Annotated in this window: 20 protein-coding genes and 2 tRNA genes; 10 read left to right on the forward strand and 12 right to left on the reverse strand. The window is 29.0% G+C overall.

Annotated features, from left to right (window positions below; all coding sequences use genetic code 11):
- Positions 1 to 88: 88 nt before the first annotated feature.
- A complete protein-coding gene (locus J3U20_RS01755; RefSeq protein ID WP_160542140.1) occupies positions 89 to 742 on the reverse strand; it encodes a DUF4294 domain-containing protein in 654 nt (217 codons plus the stop codon).
- 61 nt (positions 743 to 803) lie between these two features.
- Between J3U20_RS01755 and J3U20_RS01760 the strand changes: the two genes are divergently transcribed.
- Positions 804 to 1,889 carry a M42 family metallopeptidase gene (locus tag J3U20_RS01760; RefSeq protein WP_160542141.1) on the forward strand — a complete coding sequence of 362 codons (1,086 nt, stop codon included), beginning with the start codon at positions 804 to 806 and terminating at the stop codon, positions 1,887 to 1,889.
- A gap of 85 nt (positions 1,890 to 1,974) precedes the next feature.
- Here J3U20_RS01760 and J3U20_RS01765 read toward each other — a convergent pair whose 3' ends face one another.
- Both J3U20_RS01765 and J3U20_RS01770 read right to left on the reverse strand, forming a co-directional pair.
- Complete coding sequence (locus J3U20_RS01765; protein WP_160542142.1) at positions 1,975 to 2,391, reverse strand: hypothetical protein; 417 nt, start codon at positions 2,389 to 2,391, stop codon at positions 1,975 to 1,977.
- Positions 2,392 to 2,585: 194 nt separating this feature from the next.
- Positions 2,586 to 3,128, reverse strand: coding sequence for a YqgE/AlgH family protein (locus J3U20_RS01770; RefSeq protein ID WP_160542143.1), 543 nt, complete (start codon positions 3,126 to 3,128; stop codon positions 2,586 to 2,588).
- A gap of 50 nt (positions 3,129 to 3,178) precedes the next feature.
- On the opposite strand from J3U20_RS01770, the gene pdxH reads away from it, so the two are divergent.
- Positions 3,179 to 3,823 carry a pyridoxamine 5'-phosphate oxidase gene (pdxH, locus tag J3U20_RS01775; protein WP_160542144.1) on the forward strand — a complete coding sequence of 215 codons (645 nt, stop codon included), beginning with the start codon at positions 3,179 to 3,181 and terminating at the stop codon, positions 3,821 to 3,823.
- Positions 3,824 to 3,923: 100 nt separating this feature from the next.
- On the opposite strand, the gene priA is transcribed toward pdxH, so the two are convergent.
- The 3 genes from priA to J3U20_RS01790 form a co-directional block, all read right to left on the reverse strand.
- Entirely contained in the window at positions 3,924 to 6,347 is a 2,424-nt protein-coding gene (priA, locus tag J3U20_RS01780; RefSeq protein WP_185150268.1) for a replication restart helicase PriA, read from the reverse strand.
- A gap of 92 nt (positions 6,348 to 6,439) precedes the next feature.
- Positions 6,440 to 7,366 carry a tRNA epoxyqueuosine(34) reductase QueG gene (gene queG / locus J3U20_RS01785; protein WP_160542145.1) on the reverse strand — a complete coding sequence of 309 codons (927 nt, stop codon included), beginning with the start codon at positions 7,364 to 7,366 and terminating at the stop codon, positions 6,440 to 6,442.
- A gap of 95 nt (positions 7,367 to 7,461) precedes the next feature.
- Positions 7,462 to 7,533: transfer RNA gene (locus J3U20_RS01790), tRNA-Arg, on the reverse strand.
- A 152-nt stretch (positions 7,534 to 7,685) separates the two neighbouring features.
- On the opposite strand from J3U20_RS01790, the gene J3U20_RS01795 reads away from it, so the two are divergent.
- Together J3U20_RS01795 and J3U20_RS01800 are read left to right on the forward strand one after the other, a co-directional pair.
- Positions 7,686 to 10,130 carry a heavy metal translocating P-type ATPase gene (locus J3U20_RS01795; RefSeq protein WP_160542146.1) on the forward strand — a complete coding sequence of 815 codons (2,445 nt, stop codon included), beginning with the start codon at positions 7,686 to 7,688 and terminating at the stop codon, positions 10,128 to 10,130.
- Between the two features lie 1,669 nt (positions 10,131 to 11,799).
- Complete coding sequence (locus J3U20_RS01800) at positions 11,800 to 12,525, forward strand: SHOCT domain-containing protein (protein ID WP_160542147.1); 726 nt, start codon at positions 11,800 to 11,802, stop codon at positions 12,523 to 12,525.
- A gap of 545 nt (positions 12,526 to 13,070) precedes the next feature.
- Here J3U20_RS01800 and J3U20_RS01805 read toward each other — a convergent pair.
- From J3U20_RS01805 to J3U20_RS01820, 4 genes are all read right to left on the reverse strand, one after another.
- Entirely contained in the window at positions 13,071 to 13,283 is a 213-nt protein-coding gene (locus J3U20_RS01805) for a hypothetical protein (protein ID WP_160542148.1), read from the reverse strand.
- A gap of 295 nt (positions 13,284 to 13,578) precedes the next feature.
- Complete coding sequence (locus J3U20_RS01810) at positions 13,579 to 14,766, reverse strand: site-specific integrase (protein WP_160542149.1); 1,188 nt, start codon at positions 14,764 to 14,766, stop codon at positions 13,579 to 13,581.
- Positions 14,767 to 14,979: 213 nt separating this feature from the next.
- A tRNA-Arg gene (locus tag J3U20_RS01815) sits at positions 14,980 to 15,053 on the reverse strand.
- Between the two features lie 30 nt (positions 15,054 to 15,083).
- Complete coding sequence (locus J3U20_RS01820) at positions 15,084 to 18,533, reverse strand: DUF2723 domain-containing protein (RefSeq protein WP_160542150.1); 3,450 nt, start codon at positions 18,531 to 18,533, stop codon at positions 15,084 to 15,086.
- A gap of 194 nt (positions 18,534 to 18,727) precedes the next feature.
- Here J3U20_RS01820 and J3U20_RS01825 point away from each other — a divergent pair, with 194 nt between their 5' ends.
- Positions 18,728 to 20,230, forward strand: coding sequence for a GH3 auxin-responsive promoter family protein (locus J3U20_RS01825; RefSeq protein ID WP_160542151.1), 1,503 nt, complete (start codon positions 18,728 to 18,730; stop codon positions 20,228 to 20,230).
- A gap of 48 nt (positions 20,231 to 20,278) precedes the next feature.
- Positions 20,279 to 21,133, forward strand: coding sequence for a glycosyltransferase family 2 protein (locus J3U20_RS01830; protein ID WP_160542152.1), 855 nt, complete (start codon positions 20,279 to 20,281; stop codon positions 21,131 to 21,133).
- Positions 21,134 to 21,175: 42 nt separating this feature from the next.
- On the opposite strand, the gene J3U20_RS01835 is transcribed toward J3U20_RS01830, so the two are convergent.
- Positions 21,176 to 21,892, reverse strand: a complete 717-nt coding sequence (locus tag J3U20_RS01835; protein WP_160542153.1) for a class I SAM-dependent methyltransferase — start codon at positions 21,890 to 21,892, stop codon at positions 21,176 to 21,178.
- A gap of 55 nt (positions 21,893 to 21,947) precedes the next feature.
- Here J3U20_RS01835 and J3U20_RS01840 point away from each other — a divergent pair, with 55 nt between their 5' ends.
- The 4 genes from J3U20_RS01840 to J3U20_RS01855 all read left to right on the forward strand — a co-directional run bounded on the left by J3U20_RS01840 (position 21,948) and on the right by J3U20_RS01855 (position 25,825).
- Positions 21,948 to 22,835 carry a glycosyltransferase family 2 protein gene (locus J3U20_RS01840; RefSeq protein WP_160542154.1) on the forward strand — a complete coding sequence of 296 codons (888 nt, stop codon included), beginning with the start codon at positions 21,948 to 21,950 and terminating at the stop codon, positions 22,833 to 22,835.
- Positions 22,836 to 24,317 (forward strand): lipopolysaccharide biosynthesis protein, encoded by a 1,482-nt coding sequence (locus J3U20_RS01845; RefSeq protein ID WP_160542155.1) that lies wholly within the window; start codon positions 22,836 to 22,838, stop codon positions 24,315 to 24,317.
- A gap of 93 nt (positions 24,318 to 24,410) precedes the next feature.
- On the forward strand, positions 24,411 to 25,235 hold the full coding sequence (locus J3U20_RS01850) for a hypothetical protein (RefSeq protein ID WP_160542156.1): 825 nt from the start codon (positions 24,411 to 24,413) through the stop codon (positions 25,233 to 25,235).
- A gap of 74 nt (positions 25,236 to 25,309) precedes the next feature.
- Positions 25,310 to 25,825, forward strand: coding sequence for a PaaI family thioesterase (locus J3U20_RS01855; RefSeq protein ID WP_160542157.1), 516 nt, complete (start codon positions 25,310 to 25,312; stop codon positions 25,823 to 25,825).
- A gap of 81 nt (positions 25,826 to 25,906) precedes the next feature.
- Here J3U20_RS01855 and J3U20_RS01860 read toward each other — a convergent pair whose 3' ends face one another.
- On the reverse strand, positions 25,907 to 26,860 hold the full coding sequence (locus tag J3U20_RS01860; RefSeq protein ID WP_160542158.1) for an electron transfer flavoprotein subunit alpha/FixB family protein: 954 nt from the start codon (positions 26,858 to 26,860) through the stop codon (positions 25,907 to 25,909).
- Positions 26,861 to 26,870: the final 10 nt, after the last annotated feature.

Genomic DNA, 26,870 nt, shown 5'->3' on the forward strand with positions numbered 1-26,870 from the left:
TTATATAAACTCCCAAAAATACATCAACTTACCTCTTCATCAAAATGTTTATAAAATAAATAGTTAAAACATGATTTTTTTTAATTTTTTAATCATGTAATTCATTGGGCGGAATCAACTCTCCTCGTTGAAAAGCTCTTTGAAGTATCGATTCTACAAAGGCATCATCACGGATATGATAAGGATCAAAAGGTTCTTTTAAATCAATATCGAAAGCTCCCGCTTTTGCATTCCACCAAAAAGCCGACCAACCGTTCCTTAATTCTTTAATAATTTCATAAACGGTTTTACCGGTGTAACGATACATTAATTTGGAAAATATTCTGCCTTCCGTTTTGGTTAATCCTTTTAGTTTACCTTCATATTCTTCGGACAGTTGCTTTTGCCTTTTTTTTAAATATTTACGAAAAGCAGCATTATTTAAATTCAAGTTTAAGGAATCGTGTAAATTATTGTATTGTTTGAGTGCAATAAGAAAATAGGGATATACTCTAAAAACTCTTTTTTTAAGCCAGTTGTACTGATTCTTATCTAAGTTGTTGTTAAACTTAGGCATACCTTCTACTTGTATTGTTTTTAAGTCAATTAATACACTGTCTTCTGTAATGCTATATTGGGATGATTCATTACGCATTACTGAATCAGAATTAAAATGAATAGTAGTTTCTAATGAATCTGTTTTTTGACATAGAACGATGTTGAAAATCAAGATAAATAAAAGAGTAAAAATTCTTAAGTTCATAAATTTTATCCCGTCAAAAACTATTCCCAAATTTAGTACATTTGTAAAAAAACAGGTTAATATGAAAAATTCAATTATAAATGAAAATTCGTTGAAATTTTTAGAAAAATATATTAATACTCCTTCACCCACCGGAGCCGAAAGTAAGGGACAAAAATTATGGATGGATTATATTACCCCTTATGTGGACGAAGTCCGAACCGATAATTACGGAACTGCTTACGGAATTATTAATCCCGAATCAAAGTATAAGGTAGTAATTGAAGCTCATGCAGATGAAATATCATGGTTTGTAAATTATATCACTGATGACGGCTTAATTTATGTTATTCGTAATGGGGGATCCGATCATATGATAGCTCCTTCAAAAAAAGTTCATATACATACTAAAAAAGGTATCGTAAGCGGTGTATTTGGTTGGCCGGCAATTCATACTAGAAATTATACCGGAGTTGAAGAACCGCCTAAAGTAGAAACTATATGGGTTGATTGTGGTGCCACTACTAAAGAAGAAGTTGAAAAATTAGGGATTCACGTGGGATGCATCATCACATATCCGGATGAATTTTTTATATTAAATGATACATACTTTGTCGGCAGAGCTCTAGACAACCGTGTTGGCGGATTTATGATTGCAGAAGTAGCTAAGCTTATTAAGGAGAATAAAGATACACTCGATTATGGTTTATATATCACTAATGCTGTTCAGGAGGAAGTTGGATTGCGAGGAGCTGAAATGATCACGCAAACCATTAAACCTGATGTAGCTATAGTTACGGATGTTACTCATGACACTACTACTCCCATGATAAATAAGATGAAGCACGGAGAAGTAAAATGTGGAAAAGGTCCGGTAATTTCCTACGCACCTGCAGTACAAAATAATTTAAGGGAATTAATAATTGATAGTGCAGAAAAAAATAATATCCCTTTTCAGAGACAAGCTTCCAGTAGAGTAACCGGAACCGATACTGATGCTTTTGCTTATTCGAACGGCGGTATTCCTTCTGCTTTGATCTCTCTTCCTTTGCGTTATATGCACACAACTGTTGAAATGGTGCATAAAAAAGATGTTGAAAACACTATTCTTATGATTTATAATGCTTTAAAATCAATTAAAGATAATCAAAGTTTTAAATATTTATAATATAAATTTAAAAAGGAGCTACAAAAATAGCTCCTTTTACATTCTTTGTTATTTCCATTGTATGATATCAATGGTTTTAAATAGTTTATGATATTTTGGAAAAATAAACAAAGTGGGCCTCTGATAATTCAAAGACATCAATTATATATAATTTATAGTTAGTTACGATTAGAGTTTTGAATGGGTTTACTTTAAAAGCACGGGTTGTAATGCCTTTTTTGGTAGATGAAGTGTTGAATATATTTTGATTATATAAATCGCTGAAACGGCATAGAAAAATATTTTTAATTCCGTAATTCCTTGCTAATTTTTTTGAGGTGGTTGAAACAAAATTTTCAGTATGAATTTTTAAATCTGTTGATTTCTTATTTTGATGTAAATTATTGAAGTGAAGATTAGAATATGACTTACCAATAGTAGTTTGCCCATTGAAATAATTTATTCTATTAAAACAGGCAAAAATTATTAATATTAAAATTAATAATAATTTGTGAATTTTCATGATAATATTGGTCAGCTAAATAAGATAATGTTAACTTATCTGCAAAAATATTAAAAAAATTGTTAAAATTCATAATTTTATTATAACTTTCATTTTTATAAGGTTAATTGGAAAAAAATTAAAAATTAAACAAATAATTTTTGATTATTATATCATATCATTGTTTTATAAAAAAATATTTATATTAAAGTATATTAATTTAATTTTGGATTTTTAGGAGAATTTATCCAAATTATATTCTTTTTATCTACTTTTATCAGTTGGTTTTTCCATAAATGATCTTCCCATTTTAATATATTTAACTCTTTATTATCACTTATCAACCAATCATCATTTTTAATTTCATTTTCTAATTGATTAGCTTTCCAACCGGAATATCCGATAAAAAAACGAATTTCATCCGGTTTTATAAGCTTTTCTTTTAAAGCTGTTTTAATGTCTTCAAAATTTCCGGACCAATAGTATTTATCGTTAATTGAGATACTGTCCCCAATTACATCAGGTCGAGAATGGATAACAAAAAGATGATCTGAATCAACCGGCCCTCCCACATAAACATCCATATCTATATCAATATCAGGGACTAACTCCGATAGTTTTTGATGATATATTTTTGTAAGAGTGAAACCTATAGTTCCTTTTAACATATCATAATCAGTAATAAAAATTACACTTTTAGAAAAAAAAGAATCATAGCTGATAGGTTTTGAAATTAAAAATTTACCTTTGTAATCCATTTTTATCTTCTTTTATAACTTAGAGACATAAAATTACATATTTTTTACTAATGGAAGACTTATCTGATCGCAGAAAAATATACAAACAAGGTTCGCTAACTGAATCGGATATAACAGACAATCCGATGGAACTATTCAGAGAATGGTATTTACTGGCTGAACAAAGTGATCAAGTTTCTGAAGTCAATGCTATGGCTCTTTCAACTGTTGAAGATAATTTGATTCCCCGAACCCGCAGAGTTTTATTAAAACAATATACTTGGGAAGGATTTATTTTTTATACTAATTACCACAGTAGGAAAGGCAGAGCAATAAGTAAAAACCCGAATGTTTGCCTGAATTTTTATTGGGAAAGTCTTGAAAAACAAGTTACCATTAATGGAATAGCAGAAAAATTGGCACCTAATTTATCTGATGGATATTTTCATTCCCGACCTTTGGGTAGTCAGTTAGGTGCAATTGTATCTCCTCAAAGTGAAGTAATACCTAACCGAGATTATTTGGAAAATAAAATAAGGGAATTGGAACTTTCTATTAAAACTAAGGATGAAATCAAAAGACCCGAACATTGGGGAGGATATTTAGTTAAACCATATCAAATTGAATTTTGGCAAGGCAGACCTAATCGCCTACACGATCGGATTGTTTATACATTGCAAGATATGGATTGGATTATCCAAAGATATGCTCCATAATTTTTCAACCATTCCTACTTTCACATAATTAGAATCCCACCAACTATTTGTTGCAGTTTTACCCTATAATTGTAATTCAAAAATAGGATATACAAATCGATTAAGAAGGATCAACGTCTACATCAATTTTTACCGAACGAAACGACGAGAGGTTTTGCAATTTTGAAATAGCTTCTTTTATGAACTTTTTACTATTTTTAGTAGATTTTGAAGATTGTATTTTTAAAAGAATTTTATATATAAATTGATTATTTATCCTCGGTATCAATCCTTCTTCCGGTCCTAAAATGAACGGTTCATGAATGAAATTTTTCAGATAATCTCCTACCATTGCAGCTGCTTTTTTAACCTTTTCATTATTTTTATGCTTGAAAGTCAATTCAATCAATCTAAAGTAAGGAGGATATAAATATTCTTTACGTTCTCTTAAAATACCTTCTTTTGCTAAATTATAGTTATTCTCTTTAATAAATAAATAAAATGGATTTTCCGGGTCAAAAGTTTGAATTAATACTTTTCCTTCTTTTCGTCTTCCGGCTCTACCACTTACCTGAGTCAAGAGTTGCAACGCTTTTTCTTCTGCTCTGAAATTGGGTAAATTTAATAAAGAGTCCGAACGTATGATTCCTACCAACTGAACGTCATCAAAATCAAGTCCTTTGGTTACCATTTGCGTGCCGATAAGGATATCAATTTCTTTAAGAGCCATATTTTCAAATAATATTTCATAGGCATGTTTTCGTTTCATAGTATCAACATCCATACGGGCAATGTTAGCATCGGGGAAAAGCTGTTTTACCTCTTCTTCGATTTGCTGGGTTCCGATTCCCTTCGTTTCTAAAGCATGGGAATGGCAGCTTGGGCATGATTGGGGAAATGCCATGGTATATCCGCAATAATGACAACGAATTGTTGAGCTTACCTTATGATACGTAAGGGTAACATCACAATTAGGACACGTCGGTGAATGTCCGCAGTCATTACATTCCAAAATAGGTGAAAATCCACGTCGGTTATGAAAAAGAATAACTTGTTTTTTTTGAATTAAACATTGATGGATTTCTTCTTGTAACCGATACGATATATTGGGGGTTACTGTGGGTTTACATAAGGAAACCATTTCTATTTCAGGTAGTTTTACATTACCAAACCTTTCCTTAAGCTCTACTAAACCGAATTTTCCCTGCTCATGATTATAAAAACTTTCCATCGAGGGGGTAGCAGATCCTAATAGAACTTTTGAATTATTTTGTTGCGCTAAAATTTGAACACAATCTCTTGCTTGATAAAAGGGTTTTGTGTCCGTTTGTTTATATGAGCTGTCATGTTCTTCATCTACAATAATCAATCCGATGTTAGATAATGGTAAAAAAATAGACGAACGAGCTCCGATAATTACTTTATATTTATTTTTTAAAGTATTTTTCCAAACTTCCACTCGTTCATTTTGACTGAGTTTAGAATGATAAACCCCTACTTCATCGCCAAAACGTTTTTTTATTTTACTTACCAGTTGCGTTGTGATGGATATTTCCGGTAATAAAAAAAGGGAATTACGAGAATTAGAAATTTGTTTTTCAATCAATTGAAAATATAATTCGGTTTTTCCGGAAGAAGTGACGCCATGCAATAAAACCGTCGAGAATTTTTGAAATTGCTTTTCAATCTTTCTTAATGCTATATTTTGAGCATTAGAAAGTTTATAAGAATCTTCGATATGATCATCATATTCTTCTATACGATCTTTTTGGAGTTGAAATTCTTCTAAATATTTTTTTTCAATCAGAGATTTAACGACAGAGGGTGATGATATTTCTATCAGCTCTCTTTTTTGTATAAATGTTGCTCTCTGTTGTTGCATTTTAATAAATAATAGTAACGCTTCTCTTTGTTTTTCCGCCCTATTAATATTGACCAATGCTTTTTGAAATAGTTCTGAATCTTCAAATAAGGGATTTAATTTGATATAAGTTAGTTTCTTGGGTTTATATTTATCAATGATTTGCTCATCTAATTCTATTAATTTTTTATCATATAAAGATTTTATGGTAGGAATAATGTATTTTTTCGCTAAAAAAGCTTCTATTTCTTTTAAATTAATTGCAGTTTTAATTTCGAGATTTTGCATAATGAACGTTTCCTTTTCGTCCAACTCTTCCCAAATTATATTTTGAGATGTTTTTCGGATAAATGTTTCACTTTCCAATTTTAAAGCTGAAGGAAAAGCATTTCTAAATACATCCCCTAAAGAGCACATATAATAATCAGCAATCCATTTCCAAAATTCAATCAGTTTAGGAGTTGCTAAGGGGTAATCTTCAAGGATGGTATATATTTCTTTGGTTTTATATAGTTCCGGCTTCTTATCATGGAGACTTTCCACTATAGCCGTATATAATTTTTTTTCTCCAAATGAAACAACCACCCGTTGCCCGACTTGAATGTGGTTTTGTAATTCTTTAGGTATATGATAGGTGAAAACACCTTCTAATGAAAGTGGAATAATTACGTTTGCAAACTCCAATTGATATATTTTTTAAGTAACAAAGATACAGTATTTAATATTTACAGTTTTTTATTTTATACCCGTATATAAGAATAATTAAGTAGATATGGCTATGTTTTTTTGTTAAAAAGAATATTTCTTTGAAAACCTGAAAATTTGGTTCGTTTAACAGCTGAATTTTTAAATAGTATTTTAAAGGCTTCTTCATTAATATCATTCCAATCATCTTTAGTATAGGATAACAAATCGGGTTGCGGATTAAATTTATCTTCTGTATGCGGTGTAGAAAATCTATTCCACGGACAAACATCCTGACAAATATCGCATCCAAAAATCCAATCTTTCAATTTTCCATTAAACTCCTCTCCGATCTGATCTTTTAATTCTATGGTTAAATAGGATATACATTTTGTGGAATCTATGACCCTTTCGGATATGATGGCTTGGGTGGGACAAGCATCCATGCAACGGGTACAGCTTCCGCAATGATTGGTTGGAAAAGCTTCATCATAGTTCAATTCGAGATCGCAAATGATTTCAGCAAGAAAAAAAAATGAACCTTTTTGTTTGGATAATAAGAGTGAGTTTTTTCCGATCCAACCTAAGCCGGATTTTTGCGCCCATGTTCTTTCCATCACGGGAGCCGAATCTGTGAATACTCTATAGGAAAATTGACCGATTTTATCTTGGATTTCTTCTACAAATTTTTGTAATTTTTTACGTATTACTAAGTGATAGTCTTCTCCATATGCATATTTAGCAATACGGTAACTTTCCGTATTTTGTTTTTCTTGCGGGTAATAATTATATAAGAAGGAAATAACTGATTTTGCACCGTCTACAAGTAATCCGGGATTAAGCCTTTTATCAAAGTTATTTTCTAAATATTTCATGTTTCCATGATAGCCTTCTTTAAGCCATTTTTCTAATTTTGGAGCTTCTTCTTCCAAAAATCTTGAACGCGAGATCCCACATCCTATAAAAGAATATTCTTTGGCTTTTTCTTTTATGAAATATGTAAGTTGCTCTTTATTCAATTGTTTCGCAGTATAGATAAATTATAATAGTGAAGGTCAAGTACATAAAAAAAGACTCAAAATACTGCAAACAATAGATTAAGTCTTTTTCATAGTAGCCCCAGCGAGGATCGAACTCACATCTAAAGTTTAGGAAACTTTTGTTCTATCCATTGAACTATGAGGCCTTTTTTAAAATCTTTTGCAAAAATATGAAAAACTATGGAAATTTTGTACTATAAATTTATTCCATAATTGTATAACATATTCCACTACTTTTCAACCTACTTTTGTATAGGTAAATAGATAGTTAAATTTATATTCAGTCTGAAATAAAATTATGAATTCTTCTAAAAAAAATAATCCGGTATATTTTTACATACCCTTCAATAATGACATTGACGAATCTGATATTTCCAAGATTACCCATGCTTTACAATCTATAAAAGAAATTGATACATGCAATTTAGAATTAAATAATCAAAGGATCCGTATAACCAGTAAATACCCTGATGAAGCCATAGCCAAGGCTGTTCCGATTCTCACAGAATTACAAGTTAAAGTTCCGGTTACCAAAAACAACTTTCCTTTACTCAACTTAAGTTGTGCATCTTGTGCCAATAGCAGTCAAAATATTCTTAAAATGCAACCGGGCGTGATAAACGCCTCGGTAAATTATGCAAATGAAATGGCATACATTGAATACATACCTTCAATGATAAACCCGCAAAAATTGAAAGACTCTCTCCAAGAAGCCGGTTATGATTTGATTATCAAAGAAAATGATGATTCGCAAAATTCATTGGAAGAAATACAAAAAAATCATTACAAAGCTCTAAAAAGGAAAACCATCGGTGCCATGATATTTTCCATTCCTTTATTAATTATAGGGATGACACCTTCACTCATGCATCAACATTGGGCAAATTACATCATGTGGATCTTAGCTACTCCGGTTGTTTTTATTTTTGGAAAACAATTTTTTACCGGAGCTTATAAACAAGCAAAACATAGATCCGCCAATATGGATACCCTGGTAGCGGTAAGTACGGGAACCGCATACATTTTTAGCGTTTTTAATACATTATTTCCTTCGTTTTGGATTAAACGCGGATTGCAACCGCATGTATATTTTGAAGCTTCGGCTGTAGTTATTGCATTCGTTTTATTAGGTAAAATATTAGAAGAAAAAGCAAAAGGGAATACTTCTTATGCCATCAAGAAGTTAATAGGTTTACAACCTAAAACAGTTACTGTAATTCAAGGAAATGAGCAAAATGAAATTCCCATTAAGTCAGTTTCTATTGGAATGACCATTTTAGTTAAACCGGGTGAAAAGATTGCGGTGGATGGAACTGTTCTTTCGGGTAATTCGTATGTTGATGAAAGTATGATCAGTGGTGAGCCCATTCCAATTGAAAAAGTTAAAGGCTCAAAAGTATTTGCAGGAACGATTAATCAGAAAGGAAGTTTTCAATTTCATGCAGATAAAGTGGGTAAAGATACTCTTTTATCTCAAATTATTCAGACGGTGCAAGAAGCCCAAGGCAGTAAAGCTCCTGTTCAAAAATTGGTTGATAAAATTGCCGGAATTTTTGTTCCCACAGTTTTTATTATTGCTTGTTTATCGTTGATTATTTGGATTATTTTCGGTGGTAAACAAGGGATAATTTATGGTTTTCAAAGCTTTGTAACCGTATTGGTTATTGCTTGTCCGTGTGCTTTAGGTTTAGCAACTCCAACAGCCATTATGGTTGGTATCGGTAAAGGTGCGGAAAAAGGTATTTTAATTAAAGATGCAGAAAGTTTGGAAAATATCAAAAATATAAATGCGATAGTTTTGGATAAAACCGGTACGATTACAGAAGGTAAACCTCAGGTTGAAGATTTCAAGTGGTTTACTTCAATGCATGATCTTGAAAAAAATATTTTATATAGTATTGAACGTTCCTCTGAACATCCTTTAGCCGGAGCTATTGTAAGTTATTTGAATGATAAAAGCATAACTTTTATTCCTGATATGGAAATTACAAATGCATCAGGGCAAGGAATTATTGGTATTTACAATAATCAAAAATATTTTATTGGAAATCTTACTTTGTTATCTAAAAATACAGTTCCTATCGATAAAGAAGTTAAAAATTGGTTGGATAATAAATTTAAACAAGCTACTACTACTATTTTATTTGCTAATGAAAATACTATACTTGCAGGAATATCCATTTCAGATAAGATTAAACCTACTTCTCTAACTGCTATTAAGCAGATTAAAATGTTAGGAATTGAGGTTCATATGCTAACGGGAGATAATCCTACTACAGCTAATTATGTAGCTAAGGAAACAGGAATTAACAAATTTAAAGCCGAGGTTTCTCCACAGGATAAAATTGATTATATAAAAAAACTTCAAGCTTCGCCTAACAATAAAATTGTGGCTATGGTTGGTGATGGTATTAATGATAGTGCTGCCCTCGCCCAAGCGGATGTTAGTATCGCAATGGGTCGTGGATCTGATATTGCCATTGATGTTGCTAAAATGACTATAATTTCAGGAGATCTTCAAAAAATACCTGAGGCAATTAAACTTTCCAAGCAAACGGTTAAAACTATTAAACAAAATTTATTTTGGGCATTTATTTATAATATAATAGGTATTCCTATTGCTGCGGGTATATTATATCCTATCAATGGCTTTTTATTAAATCCAATGGTTGCCGGTGCTGCCATGGCTTTAAGCAGCGTTAGTGTGGTTAGTAACAGTTTGCTTTTAAAATTAAAAAAATAACTGTTGAATAATTAATTCCTTTTTTAACAAATTAAAAGAGCCTCCTATAATAGGAGGCTATAATACAAAACTCAAAAAATAAAATTAATCTATAATTATTTTATTATCTAATTAAAATACGTATACTAACATATACAGCAAAAATCATTGCTATAAAATAAATTAAGGTGAGTAATGAAATAGAGGGTCTAATATGCTTCATAAAGTTTAGTGTTTAAGGTTTATACTAAATTCAGTTATATAAAAATTAAAATAAATTAACTATCTGTTATTTTAATACTACAAATATATAAAATTATTTTATTTATATAAATATAATATTTATCATATTTAAATCTTATAAAATTTTAGTATGAATTAATCATAAAATATTTATTATTTTTTATATAATACATATTGTTATTTTAATTATTTAATATGCAAAAATTATTAAAAATAAAATTTAGTTTTTTTATAATAAAATGCAGTGAAGAATGCTAAGTATTAATTTAAAATAGTGAAGGTATATTTAACAAAATTGATCCTCTACTACCCAGAGAAGATTTTTTAAAAATATTAGTTAACAGCTTTTTAAGCTTACTTTATTAATAAAAAAATTTTATCAATATTTAAAATTAACTATGTAATATAATATTAAATTATCCTATCTAATAATATAAATGACTTATAGTAAAAAATATGTTTTTAAAAAATAAATAACATATAATAATGTCACTTCCATAGTAAGAAAAATCTAATTTACTATAATATTATTTTTTATTTTACGGAATTCCGTAATCTAACCTTTTTATTTTTTTATAATTTCAAAAAATATCATTTACAAGTTATTTTTCAATAGTAAGAGTTTTAAAAATATAATTTGAATGTTAATCTAAAATATATCACTTGCAGAACCATCTGATTAGTCTTTAAGAAATCCTGAGATAAAAACTCAGGATTTTTTTATTTAATAAGTGATATTTATACAAATATAATTCCATGTTTTAGTCAAAATGTTATGTACCCAACTTAGCTATCTTAATTCTATATTTATTGTATTTAATTTGTTAGAATATTAAAATCTAAAATTACTTTTAAGTTCAGACAAAGTTTTTCTTCCTTCTTTTTTAAATATGATTACATAACCAATTATTTTAATTTAATCAATATATTTTGATAAAACGTTTTAAAAATATTTATAAGTTAAATTAAATATTTAAAATAATTAAAATATGATTTATCTTTTATGTATAAAGCAATGTTTAAGATATCATAAAATATTTATATTAAAAAAAAATATTTTTTTTCTTTTATTAAGCTAAATAAATAAAATAATTTATATATTTGAAAAAAAATAAGAATTTATATATTAAAAAGAGATGTATTTTTTAAGTTGTAATATATAAATTCTTTAATTCAAATTATATTATAAATATCTTATTATAAAAAAATTGTAAAGCTTTATTATTTATTAAATGGAAGAATTGCTCTTCAAAAAATTGGTTCTTAAAAAAATATAATATAATTGAAATTTTATTTAAAATTTATGAATAACCTTATATCTTTTGATTAAAAATTACTAAAAAATTTAGATTAGGGATTATGGTCTTTCATAAATGTTTGAATGAACATATTAAATCTTAATTAGTTAGAAATAAAAAAATAACAATAATATATTAATTTAATTAAAATGAAAGTTTTTATTATCATTATTATAACATTAGCAATTTTGTATATTATATGGAGATATTATGAAATATCTCAATGCCGTATTGACGAAGATAATCCTTTAAAATCTAATAATAATTTTACTCCTTCAAAAACGATTATTGGTTATAGTAAATTTTACACATTTAATGTAGATGATAAAAGAAAACAGATAGCTATTTTAAAAGGTAAATCTGAACCTATATATATTGATTTTAAAGATATTTTAGGTGTTAAATTCATTGAAGATATAACATATTTTAATTTATCAAATAGGAAATTTGTAGCAGGAGGTTTTTTTAGCCGTATTTTTTTTGGTTTGTTTGGAACAGTTGTAGGAGGTTCAACCAAGTCTCATCATAAACAAAAATATGTTACAAAAGTATGTGTTAAAATATTTATTAAAGATATAAATAATTCAGCGGTACTAATTGATTGTTTTGACCCTGGTACAATGCTTTTTTTTAAAAGACATAGAGTTGATATAAGTAAATTATTTATTAGAAAAGTATATCAAATAGGAGTTCGAGATGCAAATGAAATAAAAGATACCATAAATATGATCATTAAACATACTCCAAAAAATTTATCTGAAGATATTTCTTTTAAAATTTCAAATCAATTATTGAAATTACATGAATTAAAAGAAAAGGGAATTCTGACAGAAACAGAATATCTTTCTCAAAAACAAAAAATATTAAATACTTAACAAATCTTTATTTAAATCTATATTTTAAACTTTGTTATTGAAAATGATCGATTTAGAATTAAAAAAGTTTTAAATCAAACTTTAAATACGAAAATTCATTTTAGGTAAATATATTCGTAAATAAAGATAGATTGCTTTTATTATCAGTGAAAATTAGCCTTATAGAGGAAGAGGTTATCCTGAAATAAACTATATGTATTTTAAACTAAAATAATCAAGATTGAAAAACTGATTCAAATATTATTAGTATCAAGTCGTCATTTAAAATATGCTTTATTCTAATTTTTGTGAATTAGATTTAAAAAAAAATTTACCTATCTAATCTTATTTATGTAGGATAGAGAATTAAAATAATACTTGATTATGATTGAAATTAAGGACAATAGTCCGGATAATAACAATAAGGAAAGTTTTCAAGAAAAAATAGTAAATAATACGGAAGTAATAAAAATAAAAAAAGCATAAGATTTAAAATTGTATTAACTAGTTAAATTTTCTTAGTACCTTCTTTTTTTTAATAAATGAGTATTTTATAAAAATTTAATTTATTCATACTGCTTAGGATTTCTAGATTTAAAATATTTCGTTAAAAGTAGTTGCCTATACTCTTCCATTATCTTTTGTTTTTCCGTCATAGGCTTAGGTTTTAATTTTTTTTCTTCCTTTTCTTTTACTTTAACATACCCCATTTTTTTCAATATTTTTTTCAAATCTTCTTCAGGGATTGCATTTAATATTTTTTCGTAAGTATCTGACATTTTTCTTTTTCTTATTTAAACAAAAAAATTTTTGTTCTATATTCTGTCACAAATATAAAAAAAGTTAATTTTTAAGGGGACCATATTTAAATTATATTCAAAATATTGGCAAAAATGGTTAAAGTTTAGAATCAATGCCATTTCTTTTACCTGGAATTTTACGGCACTTAAAGAAAAAATAAAAGATATTACCGTTAAAAAGAAATTATATGCATACCATAAAGTACATATTCCTAAAAAAATAACCCGTACGGATTTATCCGATCAGGTAGTTAAAATTGAAGTTGAGACCTATTCAGAATAAATTGTCCAATAAAAAAATAGATTCGTCCTCCTCGGCTTCTACCATATGTACATAAATCATGGTTTCTTTTATTGAGGTATGATTGAGCAGTTTTTGTAACTGCTCAACTTTGCCTCCGGCGCGTAAATAATTGGTGGCAAAAGTATGTCTTCCAACGTGTAATGAAACTTCTTTTTTTATATTTAATTTTTGGGTCACTCTTTTTATAACCTCATTTATATTTTGTTCTGCTATCCATCTGGTAAATAAATCGGGGACTTGTTCAACAATCGATAAGGCTTTGTTATTGACTCGTACGCGATGCATATACGGTTTTGAAAGTTCTGTTTTTACCGGTATAAACTCCAATATACCGGTAAATATTTGTTCTCTTGTTAATTTTTTAAGGTCGGATATCCTCAATCCGGTATAGCATGAAAACAGAAAAATTCCGATCGGTATTTTTTCTCCCGGTAATATAAATTCCGATACATAAAAATTGTACAATTTCTTTACTTCTTCCGGGGTTAATGCTACCCGATTGGATCTTATATTTTTTATTTTAATGGTATCTATGTCTATCTTTAAAGGAATTCCTTTTTTGGATGCTTTCCTTAAATATTTCTTTATTACTTTTAGGTTGGAGTAATAAGTATTGTAATTTCTTGTTTTTAAAAAATAGCTTTTATAATTATCTAAAAAGGTTTCGTCTATTTCTGAAAAATAAATTTCCTTTTTAAATTTTCTTAAATTCATGAGAACGCTTTGATGTCTACGATACGTGCCATCTTTTAAAATGGTTTTCTCTTGGCTTAATTCATACTCAAAAAAGGAAGTAAATTCTCCTCTGGGTATGTTATTTTTTAATTCTTCTATTAATTTTTCGGGGGTTAATATTTTGTTGGAAAGCCAATAAAAAGTTTTTACGGCGGTTACTTTAGACCGGACATTATCTAGTAAAAGCTGTAATTCTTTATGTCTTGATTCTTTGCCGATAATTTTTTGAGTTGATGAATCAAACTCATTATCTTTTACTGTAAAGCCTAAAGATAACTTTAGTTGCTTTCCATTACCACATACATGAAGATACATAAGGTATTCTCCGTTTTTATTTTTATTCTTTCTTCTGTAAAATCTGGCTTTCATAGCTGTGTATATACCTGTACACGTTTGAAAATGTTTATTTCTAAGTTCTTCCATACTATCTAACTTATTAATTTAGATAGTGTTACAGTTAGTGACAGATAAAATAGCACAAACTTTTTTTTATTTTAGAACAAAAAAAATTCTTGTTCTATATTTTGTTCTAAAAATTTAAAAAAAAGCCAAATTATAACTAAACGAATTTTAACTTATATACCCTATTATTTCAGTAGGTTACTTGAATTTTAGTGTTCTTTTTTTCTTGTTTTGTGACCACGGAGGGATTCGAACCCCCAACCCTCAGAGCCGAAATCTGATATTCTATCCAGTTGAACTACGTAGCCGAAAATATTTTCTGCAAGTATACTAATAATTTAGTCTAACTTCATAATAATATTTGAAATTTCTTCTGCTTTTTCCTTTTCATATACAGAATCAATAGGATGCAAAACTTGAAGCATCTGTCCGTAGGAATACATCAAATTCTGAAGAGATGCTTTTTGATCTTTCGCATTATTTTTACCTAGCATTTCAAAAGTTTTTAATCTTTTATCTAAAGGTTTCATTGATTCTGTGATATATGCTATAGCTTTATCTCTTTGATTTAATTCCAGATAAGTATTTACAATATTATCAACAATAAGTGTATAATAACTGGATAGTTTACTCATATCATCGGTAGCAAACGTTTGATCGTGTAGTGGTAATGATAAATAATAATTTAATTCCTTAAAAATTTGATCTTTATATGCTTCTGCTAATTTTAATCCTTCTTTTTCTTTTCCTATAAGAAAATATCCGGATATAATTGAATTATAAGAAGGCGTAGCCGGATACATAGATATTGGAATCTCTTTATTGATTAACTCTAAAATATCATTGGCCCTTTTTTTGTCTCGACTTTTTGCTAAAGCGATAGCAGCTCTTCCACAAGACATTCTATAATTTAAAATATTACTTCTACAAGTTTCATCAAAATAAGCTTTCGGATCTTTTAAATTTCCAAATTTATAATTCATAACTAAGTTATAAATCGTATTAGGATTTATTCTTCCTTGTTCCCCGTTGTTGGTTTCGGGAGTATATATAGGTACTAATTTTGAAATTAAACCTTGATATTCCAAGTAATTTTGTGCAAACATGATATTTGATTGAGAATAGGTTCCTCCTGAACTAAAATAAATGGAACGATCCCAATTGTAATTGGCAAGTAAATCCAACATAGCTAAACCGTCTTTATACAAAGCTTGTTTATTTATTGTTAATACTACCTTATTTACCATCAATTTAGAATCTTCGGGTTTAACTATTCCATATTTTAACGCATTTTCCTTGTTTACAGGCAAAGATATTTTGTTAACAGGAATAAATCCAACATCTGTTCCTCTATAATCCCTTTCAGTTACATATGTATATAAATCTTTAATAGCAGATTGTTCCTTTTTGTTTCTAAGAAAATTAATGGCTTCTTTAGCAGATATAGTATCAGATATTGCATATTTCTTAAATGGAAGAATATCCGCAGGTATACTGTCTGCCGGAAGATTATCAAAAATTTGCTTCCAAAAATCTCTATTTAATAAAATAACCTGATCATTAACGCCATCTCTGAATTCTTCATGAGATAAAGAAGAAGGAATACCGGGTGCTTTATAAGTTCTTCTCTGAACCTGATCAATATACCATGCCGTACCCAACAAAGTAAAATTAACCACTTTGGCATCTGATCTAAATTCTTCAGTTTCTTGTAATGCCCATAACGGATATGTATCGTTATCTCCATATACAAAAAGTATAGGATGATTTGCATCTAAACTTTGTAAATAGCTTTTTGAAAAATCATAAGCTGTATATCTCCTACTTCTATCATGATCGTCCCAATTTTGGAATCCAACCAAAACAGGAACTCCTAAAGCAAGAAAACCAATAATAAGACCTATTTGCCTTTGTTTAAGTTTATTTAATAAAAACATAATTGCTGTCACTCCCATCCCTATCCAAATAGAAAAAGTGTAAAAGGAAGTTACTAACGCATAATCACGTTCCCTGGGTTCAAATGCTTTTATGCTGGTGTATAAGATAATACCCACGCTGGCTAATAAAAATAAAGCTATTAAAGAAAAGTTTCTACCCGGATCTCTGTTTAGTTGAAAAAAGAATCCTACTAAACCTAACAATAATGGTAAAAAATAATATTTATTAGTAGCTTTATTTACATATGCTTGTGGTAATTTGTCTTGGTCTCCCAAACGTAAATTATCTAAAAATTTAATACCGCTGATCCAATTTCCTTTGGTGGATTCATAATTACCTTGTAAATCATTTTGACGACCGGCAAAATTCCATAGAAAATATCGTATAAACATATATCCCATTTGATAGGTCATCATAAAATCCAAGTTTTGGCCTAAAGTTGGTTTTTTAACATTAATTAGTTCATTTTGTTTAGCCATTTGATAATCACGAACAGATATTTCTCCCGTTTTCTTTTTCCTCACTAACTCATCAAAAACCTTTTGTGCTTCAGGATTACCAATATATTTCGAATTTAAAGTAAAATCGGGGTATCCTTCCATTAATCCGTAATTTTCAATAACACTAGGATCCGGATTATACATTCGGGGAAATATACTGACTTGCTCCGGATTAAACTTATAATTAATTCTTCTGCCTGTTTCAATATACCTGCCTGATTTTTCATCCTTTTCATAAATAGGGCCATTATCCTCGGTTCCAATTATTCCGTTAGGATCTAAATATGCTGTATAATTAGCTCCGTAAAACACCGGCCAATCACCATATTGAGCCCTGTTGTAATAATCCAACATACCTATTGCATTGTCGGGATCATTTAAATTTATAGGAGGATTTGCTTTAGCACGTATGGGAAGTACCACCCAACTTGAAAAACCGATAAGCATAAACAAAATCGATAAAATAATGGTATTTCCTGTTTTATATCCATGATTGGATGTATATCGTAAGGCAAAATAAAAAGCAACAATTAAAAGTATGAATGCCACTATTGAACCTGTATTAAATGGCATTTGAAGATTATTTACAAAAAATATTTCACATTTTCCGAAGAAAGACATCGTAAAAGGAAATATAATTTTGAAAACGGCTAAAAATACACCGCCAATAGCAATATTGGCCCATATAAAACTTTTCCAAGTAAAGGTATATTTTTTAGCATAATAAATATATCCTAACGTAGGAACCACTAGTATGACCATTAAATGGATTCCAACAGACAGACCGATAAGCAGGGAAATTAAAATAAGCCACTTGTTAGATCTGGAATCAGATAAATCATTTTCCCATTTGCACATAAGCCACAACAGCAAAGCGGTAAAACAAGAAGCCGCCGCATAAACTTCTCCTTCAACTGCTGAAAACCAAAAAGTATCGGTAAAAGTAAAAGTTAACGCCCCTACTGCCCCGCTTAATAAGATGGTAGCGATCTGATAGGAAGTAAATTCTTTGGGTTCGGTATGTAAAAACAGAGTTTTACGTACCATATGAGTAATTGTCCAGAATAAAAATAATATGGCAAATGCACTCATAATAGCAGACATAGCATTTATAACAATAGAATATTTGGTGGGATCGCCAAAGGCTAAGATCGCCCAAACGGCACCCAATATTTGAAAAAATACGGCTCCCGGTGAATGAGTAACTTCCAGCTTAACCGCTGAAGATATATATTCACCACAATCCCAAAAACTGAAATTGGGTTCAATAGTTAATAAATAAGTTATTGCTGCTATAATAAAAACAACCCATCCGGTAAGGTTATTTAATTTATTGTAATTTAACTTCATTTTACCTTAATTCTTGTTTGCGAATATACTAATAATATTATTTTTAAAAGTTTTCATTTTATATTTTATTCTCTTTTTATATTAATTGTTAGAAAGTTATTTATAAAAAATTATAAGTTTTATTATTCTTTAGATTTTAACATACTAAAATTAAATTACGATATTTGTTACGTGATAAATTCATACTAGTTACCATGGGTTTTTTAAAAAAGAAACTGGCACAAGGGTGGGCATCCCTTCACCATAAAAAAGAGCAAAAATGGATTGACAATCCGGTGGAAACACAAAACTATTGGTTTGAAAAACTCATTAAAGAATCTCAAAATACAAATTTTGGCGTTGATTACTCTTTTTCTAAAATAAGTTCTATTTCAGATTTTCAAAAAAATGTTCCTGTTCAGAATTATGAAACGTTAAAACCTTATATAGAAAAAATTAAATCGGGACAAGATAATATTTTATGGCCTAATAAGCCCCTTTATTTTGCAAAAACCTCAGGTACCACCTCAGGCACTAAATACATTCCTATTACTAAAGAATCCATGCCCTTTCATATAGAAGGAGCTAAAAGTGCTTTACTTCACTATATATATAAAAGAAAAAATCCCAATTTTATCAATGGTAAAATGATTTTTTTACAAGGAAGTCCTGTTTTGGAAAATAATAATGGGATCATGACGGGAAGGCTGTCAGGAATTTCCGCCCATTTTGTTCCGAAATATCTTCAATATAATCGTATGCCTTCATGGAAAACCAATTGCATTGAAGATTGGGAAACTAAAGTTGATAAAATTGTAGAGGAAACTGTTGATAAGAATATGACTTTAATCAGCGGCATTCCTCCATGGCTGGTTATGTATTTTGAAAGATTGATTGCAAAATCGGGTAAATCTATAAGTAAAATTTTTCCCAATTTACAGCTTTTAGTAACGGGGGGTGTAAATTATAAGCCGTATGAAGATAAAATAAATGAATTAATTGGTAAAAAGTTGGATATTATCCAAACCTATCCGGCTTCGGAAGGATTTATAGCCTTTCAGGATGATGTAGACCATGAAGGATTATTGCTTATGTTGAATCATGGTATTTTTTATGAATTTATTCCTTCAGAAGATATTGGTAAAAGTAAGCCGAGACGTCTTACTCTGGAACAAGTGGAATTGAATACAGATTATGCTATATTATTGACAACGAATGCCGGATTGTGGGCTTATGAAATAGGTGATTTAGTCCGATTTATCAGTAAAGATCCGTATAAAATTCTTGTCACCGGAAGAACTAAACATTTTACTTCTGCATTTGGTGAACATGTCATTTCTTTCGAAGTAGAAGAAGCAATTAAAGAAACTATGGAAGTAACGGGATGTATTGTTCAAGAATTTACTCTTGCACCTCAGGTAAATCCAGCAGAAGGACTGCCCTATCATGAATGGTTCATAGAATTTGAAAAACCGCCCATCAACATTGATGAATTTGAATCAAATTTAGATCAGGCTCTTAGAAAAAGAAATTCCTACTATAATGATCTTATTACGGGTGCTATCTTAAGACCTTTAAAAATTTCAACTATCAAAAAAGGAGGATTTAATGAGTATATGAAAGAAATCGGTAAGTTAGGAGGTCAAAATAAACTTCCTCGTTTGTCTAATGATCGAGCTATTGCCGATAAGCTTGAAAAATATGTTTTGATAAGTTAGAATGAAAATGTTATAGTAAATTAAAATCATATTGAAAGAACATACTATTTGAAAATTTTAGTTGTAATACCGGTATTTAATGAGTCTAAACATATATTGAAATGTTTACAATCTTTCTATGAACAATCCTATAAAAATATTGATTGGATTTTAGTCAATGATTCTTCAACGGATAATTCAAAAGAAATTATTGAAGAATTTATTAAAGATAAACCTACTTTTCGCCTTATTAATTTAATTAATAGCTCCGAACATATACCGGGTGCAAAAGTGGTTAAAACGTTTTATGCCGGATTAAATTCAGTTAATTGGAAACAGTATGATGTTTTAGTTAAACTGGACGCCGATATAATTCTCCCTGATAATTATTTTGAACTAATCATAAATAAGTTACATAACAATCCAAAAATTGGCATAATCGGTGGATTGGTTTACATAAAAAAAGGGAATCAGTGGGTTTATGAAAACATTTCAAATAAAAATCATGTACGCGGCCCCATAAAAACTTATAGAAAAGAATGTTTTATTGATATTGGTGGCCTTCGTATGACATTGGGTTGGGATAATCTCGATATATTACTTGCCCGTATGCATCATTGGGAAGTTAAAGTCTTAAAGAATCTTTTCGTAAAACATCTAAAACCAACTGCATACGTTTATCAAGAAACTAAATCCCGAAAATTGGGAGAATATTTTTACAATATCGGACTATCCAAAAAATTAGCCTTTATATCCTGTGCAAAATCTTCATGGAAAGAAAAATCTTTACGACATTTTATAATTTCATTTAAAACTTTTATTTCTTTAGAAAAAGAAAAAAAAGAACGAGTGATCACTCAAGAAGAAATGAATTTCATTCGCAAATTTCGATGGAATGAAATGATTAAAAAGTTTAAAAGGTAAACTTTTCAACTTTCCTTTTATACTATTTTATATGAAAAATTATTATTCTTTTCCTAAAAAAATTTCAATGGGTACTAGATTTAAAAGTTCTTTTCTATGTGAAGCCAAAAAAGAGTATTCCAATTGTGGAATATCTTCATTTGATATTGAATCAAAAACAGGAGGTAAAACTTCTTGGGTCGGAATTTTTTTGACTACTCCTAATCCATGATCGGTATCTAAAACACTTACTGTTAATTCAGGATGATTTTTTCTAAGAAAAACGATCGTTTTCCATACATCGCCGTTCCAAATATTTTTCCAACTTTTATGAGATGAAAATTTAATTCTTGCATCTTCAATATTACTCGCAGGAAAGGCTGCAATTTTATCCTGAGGATTACAATCATGTAAGATTATAATTCCTTGATCAGACAAATACTTAAGCGAATTTAGCGTATCTTTGAGAGATTGACTGAAAGTGTGTAACCCATCGATAAAGGTTAGATTTATCGGATTATTTTTAAGAAATTTATGATGCATGTCAAAGAAACGATCGCTGGTCATCTCAAAATATTTGTTTTTAAAATTATGGGGATTTTTAACTAAATATCTAATTTTTTTGATAAAGCTAAAATTAAAATAAGGATCCACTGCAATTCTTTGTTTTGCTCCTTTGATATTAAAAAAACATTTTCCTCTGTTTACACCGATTTCCAAATAGTTTTTAACATCATAAACTTTTATTAAATAATTTAAAACATCAACTCTAGTAATCATAAGGTTTCTACTATTTTATTATTTATATATTTGTAATAGGTTTTATATCATGTAAATGTACAACATTGTAAGTGTAATTGTTACATATAATGGGGAAAAATGGATAAAAAAATGTTTGGATTCTTTATTGGCATCTAGCATACATACAGATATTTACCTTATAGACAATGGATCGACCGATAGCACTTTAAAAATTGTCGAAAATTATCCCGCTGTAACTTATATGGAAAGTGGACGTAATATAGGGTTTGGACAAGCTAACAATATCCTTTTAAAAAAATTATATAAAGAAAAAAACTATACCCATTATTTTCTCATTAATCAAGATGCTTGGGTAGACAAAAATTGTCTACAATATTTAGCTGATGTTTCCATTAAAAATCAAAAGTTTGGTATACTAAGTCCCATACATTATAACCATGATTTCTCTGAAATGGATTTTAATTTTAAGGAATATTTAGCGAAAAGTAAAAAGAAAAATCAAGTTATTTTAGAAACTAATTTCGTTAATGCCGCTTTTTGGTTAATTAGTAAAAAATGCTTGGAAAAGACGGGAGTTTTTAATCCTTATTTCACCCATTACGGAGAAGATAAAAATTATTGTAATCGAGTTATTTATTCCGGCTTAAAAATAGGAATTGTTACTACAGCTAAAGCTAATCATGATAGAGGTAAAACAACAGATTTTAGTAAAATACAAAGATTATCAAAAATAAAATTGGATTGTATACTTTTAAATCCAAATAATAATCTTTACAAAGCATATTTTGAAGCTTTTATTAATGTTTGGGGAATACCTAAGTATTATTTTAAAATGTTATCTATTAAAAATACTTCCGTATTATTTTATAAATTAGGGATTCACTATATACATTTGCTTTTCTCTAAAAAGATCCGATTGAATCGTAAACAACAAAAGGAAAACTTATTTAGCATATATTAAATGGGAATAGTAGCACGTCAAGGGATAAAATACAGTCTAATTAGTTATCTAAGTTTTTTACTGGGTACATTTTCAACCATTTTTATCTATCCTTCCAATCCTGAATTTTTGGGTAAATTAAGGTTCATTCAGCCATCTGCTGAACTGATCTGTCCCTTCATCCTTTTTGGACTTAGTTATGCAAACATAAAATTCCATCAAAAACTTAAAGCAAAAAATCAACAGGTCGACTTTCTTTATGCTTCAATTAAGTTTGTGTGTCTCAATTTTATTTTTATCTCATTAGTATATTGGATAATCACTCGAGTGATTCCAAGTATTCAAGAATCTGATTCCTGGAAAATGAAACAGTATGTTTTGCCGGTCGCTTTGTCTCTTGCAATAACTCAATTGTTTTCAAAATATATCTCTAATTTAAAAAGAATAACAGTTCCCGGAATTTTTGAAAATTTTTTTCCTAAACTGGGAGCTCTTACGGCTTTTATCTCCTGTGTGTATATAGGAATATCACAAAAAATTGCTCTCTATATATTCGTATTATTTTTTGTGATTGCTATGATTGGGCTGGTATATTATTTTGTAAAATTAAACAAAGACCATAAGAGCGGATCGTTAGATATATTGAAAGATAAAAATTTTAGACTTAACTTATTAAATTTCTGTATATTTTCAGTTCTTGGAAGTATTGGAAATAGATTGGCTCTACAAATTGACAACCTGATGATTCCCGAACTGTTGGATTTTAAACAAAACGGGATCTATTCTATTTTAACGTCTATTGTGGGTTTTCTTACCGTTCCTTTGATGGGTATTTTCACCATATCCGGTCCTATAATTGTTGAAAAGCTGGAAAATAATAAATTAGATGAACTAAATGATTTCTATAAAAAAGTATCCAAATTTTTATTCTTATTTGGTACGGTCTTGTTGTCTTGTATTTTAGTTGGAATAGACTATCTATTCTTATTCATGAAAAACGGAAAAGAATTATCGGATGCAAAAGTTATTATTTACATTCTAGGAGCAGCCACCTTATTTGATTTGGCAACAGGTTTTAACAGTAATATTATTTCCTATTCAAAATATTTTAGATTTAATATTTATGCAATGCTATTTTTAGCGATGTTTACAATTATTTCAAATATTATTTTTATTTCGTATTTCAAATTAGGTATCGAAGGTATTGCTTTAGCAACGGCCCTATCTTTAACATTGTTTAATTTAATAAAATTAGGCTTTAATTACCGTAAGTTCGGCATACAACCGTTTTCAAAAGAGTATACGTATATAATAGTAACCGGAATAATGGGTGTTTTACTTGTAAATTATATACCCGATTTTTCCAATAATTTATTTAATTTAATTACTAAGCCCCTACTCATTTTATGCATATTTTTCGTTGCCAATAGTGTATTTAAATTTATTCCGATAAAAGAAATACTATCTACAAATATTAAATCTTTTTTGACGGGTAAAAAATAAAATATATAATTTTTTCAATAATAATAATTAATTTTTAATGAGTTGATAGATAATTGTTGTATTTAATGTATTTTTGTTAGGTAATTTCAATACATGAAACTTTTCTATACTTATTTTTTACTTTTATTTACCATAATCATCTTTTCTCAAGATAGAAAACAAATTAAAGGAAAAGTATATATTCTTGATAAGTATCATGAAATGGTTTCCGGTATTTATGTTAAAAATCTTTCAACCAATTACACTACTTTAACCGATATAACCGGTAATTTTTCCATTCCTGCACTCATTGGAGATGCCATTACTTTTCAATCATTCAATATCGAAAAAAGAACTATTTTGGTTACCCAAGACATGTTCGATCATTTGCAAATGAAAATTCAATTAGATCTTAAAGAAAAGCAATTAGAGGATATTTATGTTACTCCTTTCAAAACTTTTGGAAGCCTTGAATTGGATGTCAAACGAATTCCAATGATGAATAAAACCAACGAGATTTTAAAAAAATTAGGCAGTTTAAATCCATCACAAAAAATGGATGGAAGTACGGATGTTGATTCCGAAGCCGCAAAGTTATCTTCCATGAAATTTGGTATTGAAGGTATTTTGGATTTTATATCCGGAGAGGGTAAACGTAAAGAGCGTTTATCAATTTTTGAAGAACAGTCAACCATAATCAAAAATGTTAGAGACTATTTTGGAGATCCTTACTTTGAGGAAATAGGTTTGAAAAAAAATGAAATCAATGATTTTATATTATATGCTTATTTAAATCATAATTTAAAGTTTTATTACGATCATAATAATTACTTCCAGATTTTAAATATTTTCGATAAAAATATTCTTCTCTACAAATCAAGAAAAAACAACGAGAAAAAGATTACACCAAAAATTGGCAAGCCTTATTTTCCTCAATAATGTAACCTTTCTCTATCTATTTGTATAAATAATTTTTTAACTCTATTTTTATAGGGTTAAAGACATCAATTGGTATGTACAAAAAAATATATAAGCTCCTTACTACTTTATTTAAACCCTCAACCATTTATAAATATTTTTTTAATATTTCTCCTCTTTACATTAGGACAACAGGAAATATCAAATATGTTTCAGATGATGTACATAAAATAATAGTCGAAATTCCTCTTACGTACAAGAACCGAAACTATTCCGGAACTATGTTTGGCGGAAGCATACTTTCAGCTACGGATCCTATTTATATGTTGCAGCTCATACATATTTTAGGAACTAATTATATCGTTTGGGATAAATCTGCTTATGTTGATTATATAAGGCCGATTAATAAAAAAGCCATAGCAGTATTTGAATTTCAAAAGGAAGAAATAGAAAAGATAAAAGAAATGGTTAAAAATGATAAAGAAATAGTTATCAAAAAGCAAATGAACATTACCAATTCAGAAGGTCAAATTTATTGTTATTTAGAGAAAAAAATCTATATAGCAGACAGTCAGTTTTATAAAGCAAAATTAAAAAGTAAAACTCACTGATAAATAAGTATAAATAAAAAGAATCAGCTTTGTAATTAAACTGATTCTATATAATTTATAGTATAGAGTAAAGACGCACAATTAATGAGCATCTTTAAAAGCTTTCAATTTTTTAGTCAATTCCGGTACAACTTCGAATAAATCACCAACTATACCATAATCAGCCGTTTTAAAAAAAGGTGCTTGCGGATCGTTGTTTATAACGACTATGGTTTTACTTTTAGTAATCCCGGCAACATGTTGAACAGCTCCCGAAATACCGATTGCTATATATAGTTTAGGAGAAATAGTTTTCCCTGTTTGTCCTACATGTTCGGCATGAGGTCTCCATCCTAAATCGGCTACCGGTTTAGTACAAGCTGTAGCTGCTCCAAGTACCTTTGCTAAATCTTCAATTATTCCCCAGTTTTCTGGTCCTTTCATTCCTCTACCCGCTCCAACTACCAATTCAGCCACTTTAACATCTAACTTCCCTATAGCTACTTCTTGTTGTTTTACTTGATATGTTGGATCTGCAATCGTAGTTACCGTAATTTTTTCTTCTGTACCGGCAATGGGATTTTCTTTTGCTCCCACAGAATTAACGGAAAGGGTTACAACTATAGTAGGTTCTTGAGTTTCAACGATAGCAATTCCTTTTCCTGAAAAAACAGATCTTTTAACTTTAAATGGTGTTATTGACAGCGGCTTCGAAATGGCTTGTGTAATATAAGCCGCAGATTTTTTTTTGACAATATAAGGAGCTATAGATACACTTTCATTAGTATGTGTAAAAAGAATATAGTTACCGTCAATTATTTTTGATAAAACCGAAGCGTACACTTTTGGATTAAAAAATTGTAATGATTCATCTTGAATATTTACAACTTTAGTTGCTCCAAATTTGTATAAGTGTTCTGAAGAATCCTCAGAATTTATAGTGAGTGCCGTTACTGAATCTCCAATTTCATCTGCCAGAATTTTAGCGTATGTTATTAATTCGTAGGCCTCTTTTTTATATTTTCCTTTAGAGTTTTCTATATATGCGTAAATCATTTATTTCAAC

It is taken from the genome of Apibacter sp. B3919 (assembly GCF_026537405.1).
Taxonomy (GTDB): Bacteria; Bacteroidota; Bacteroidia; order Flavobacteriales; family Weeksellaceae; genus Apibacter.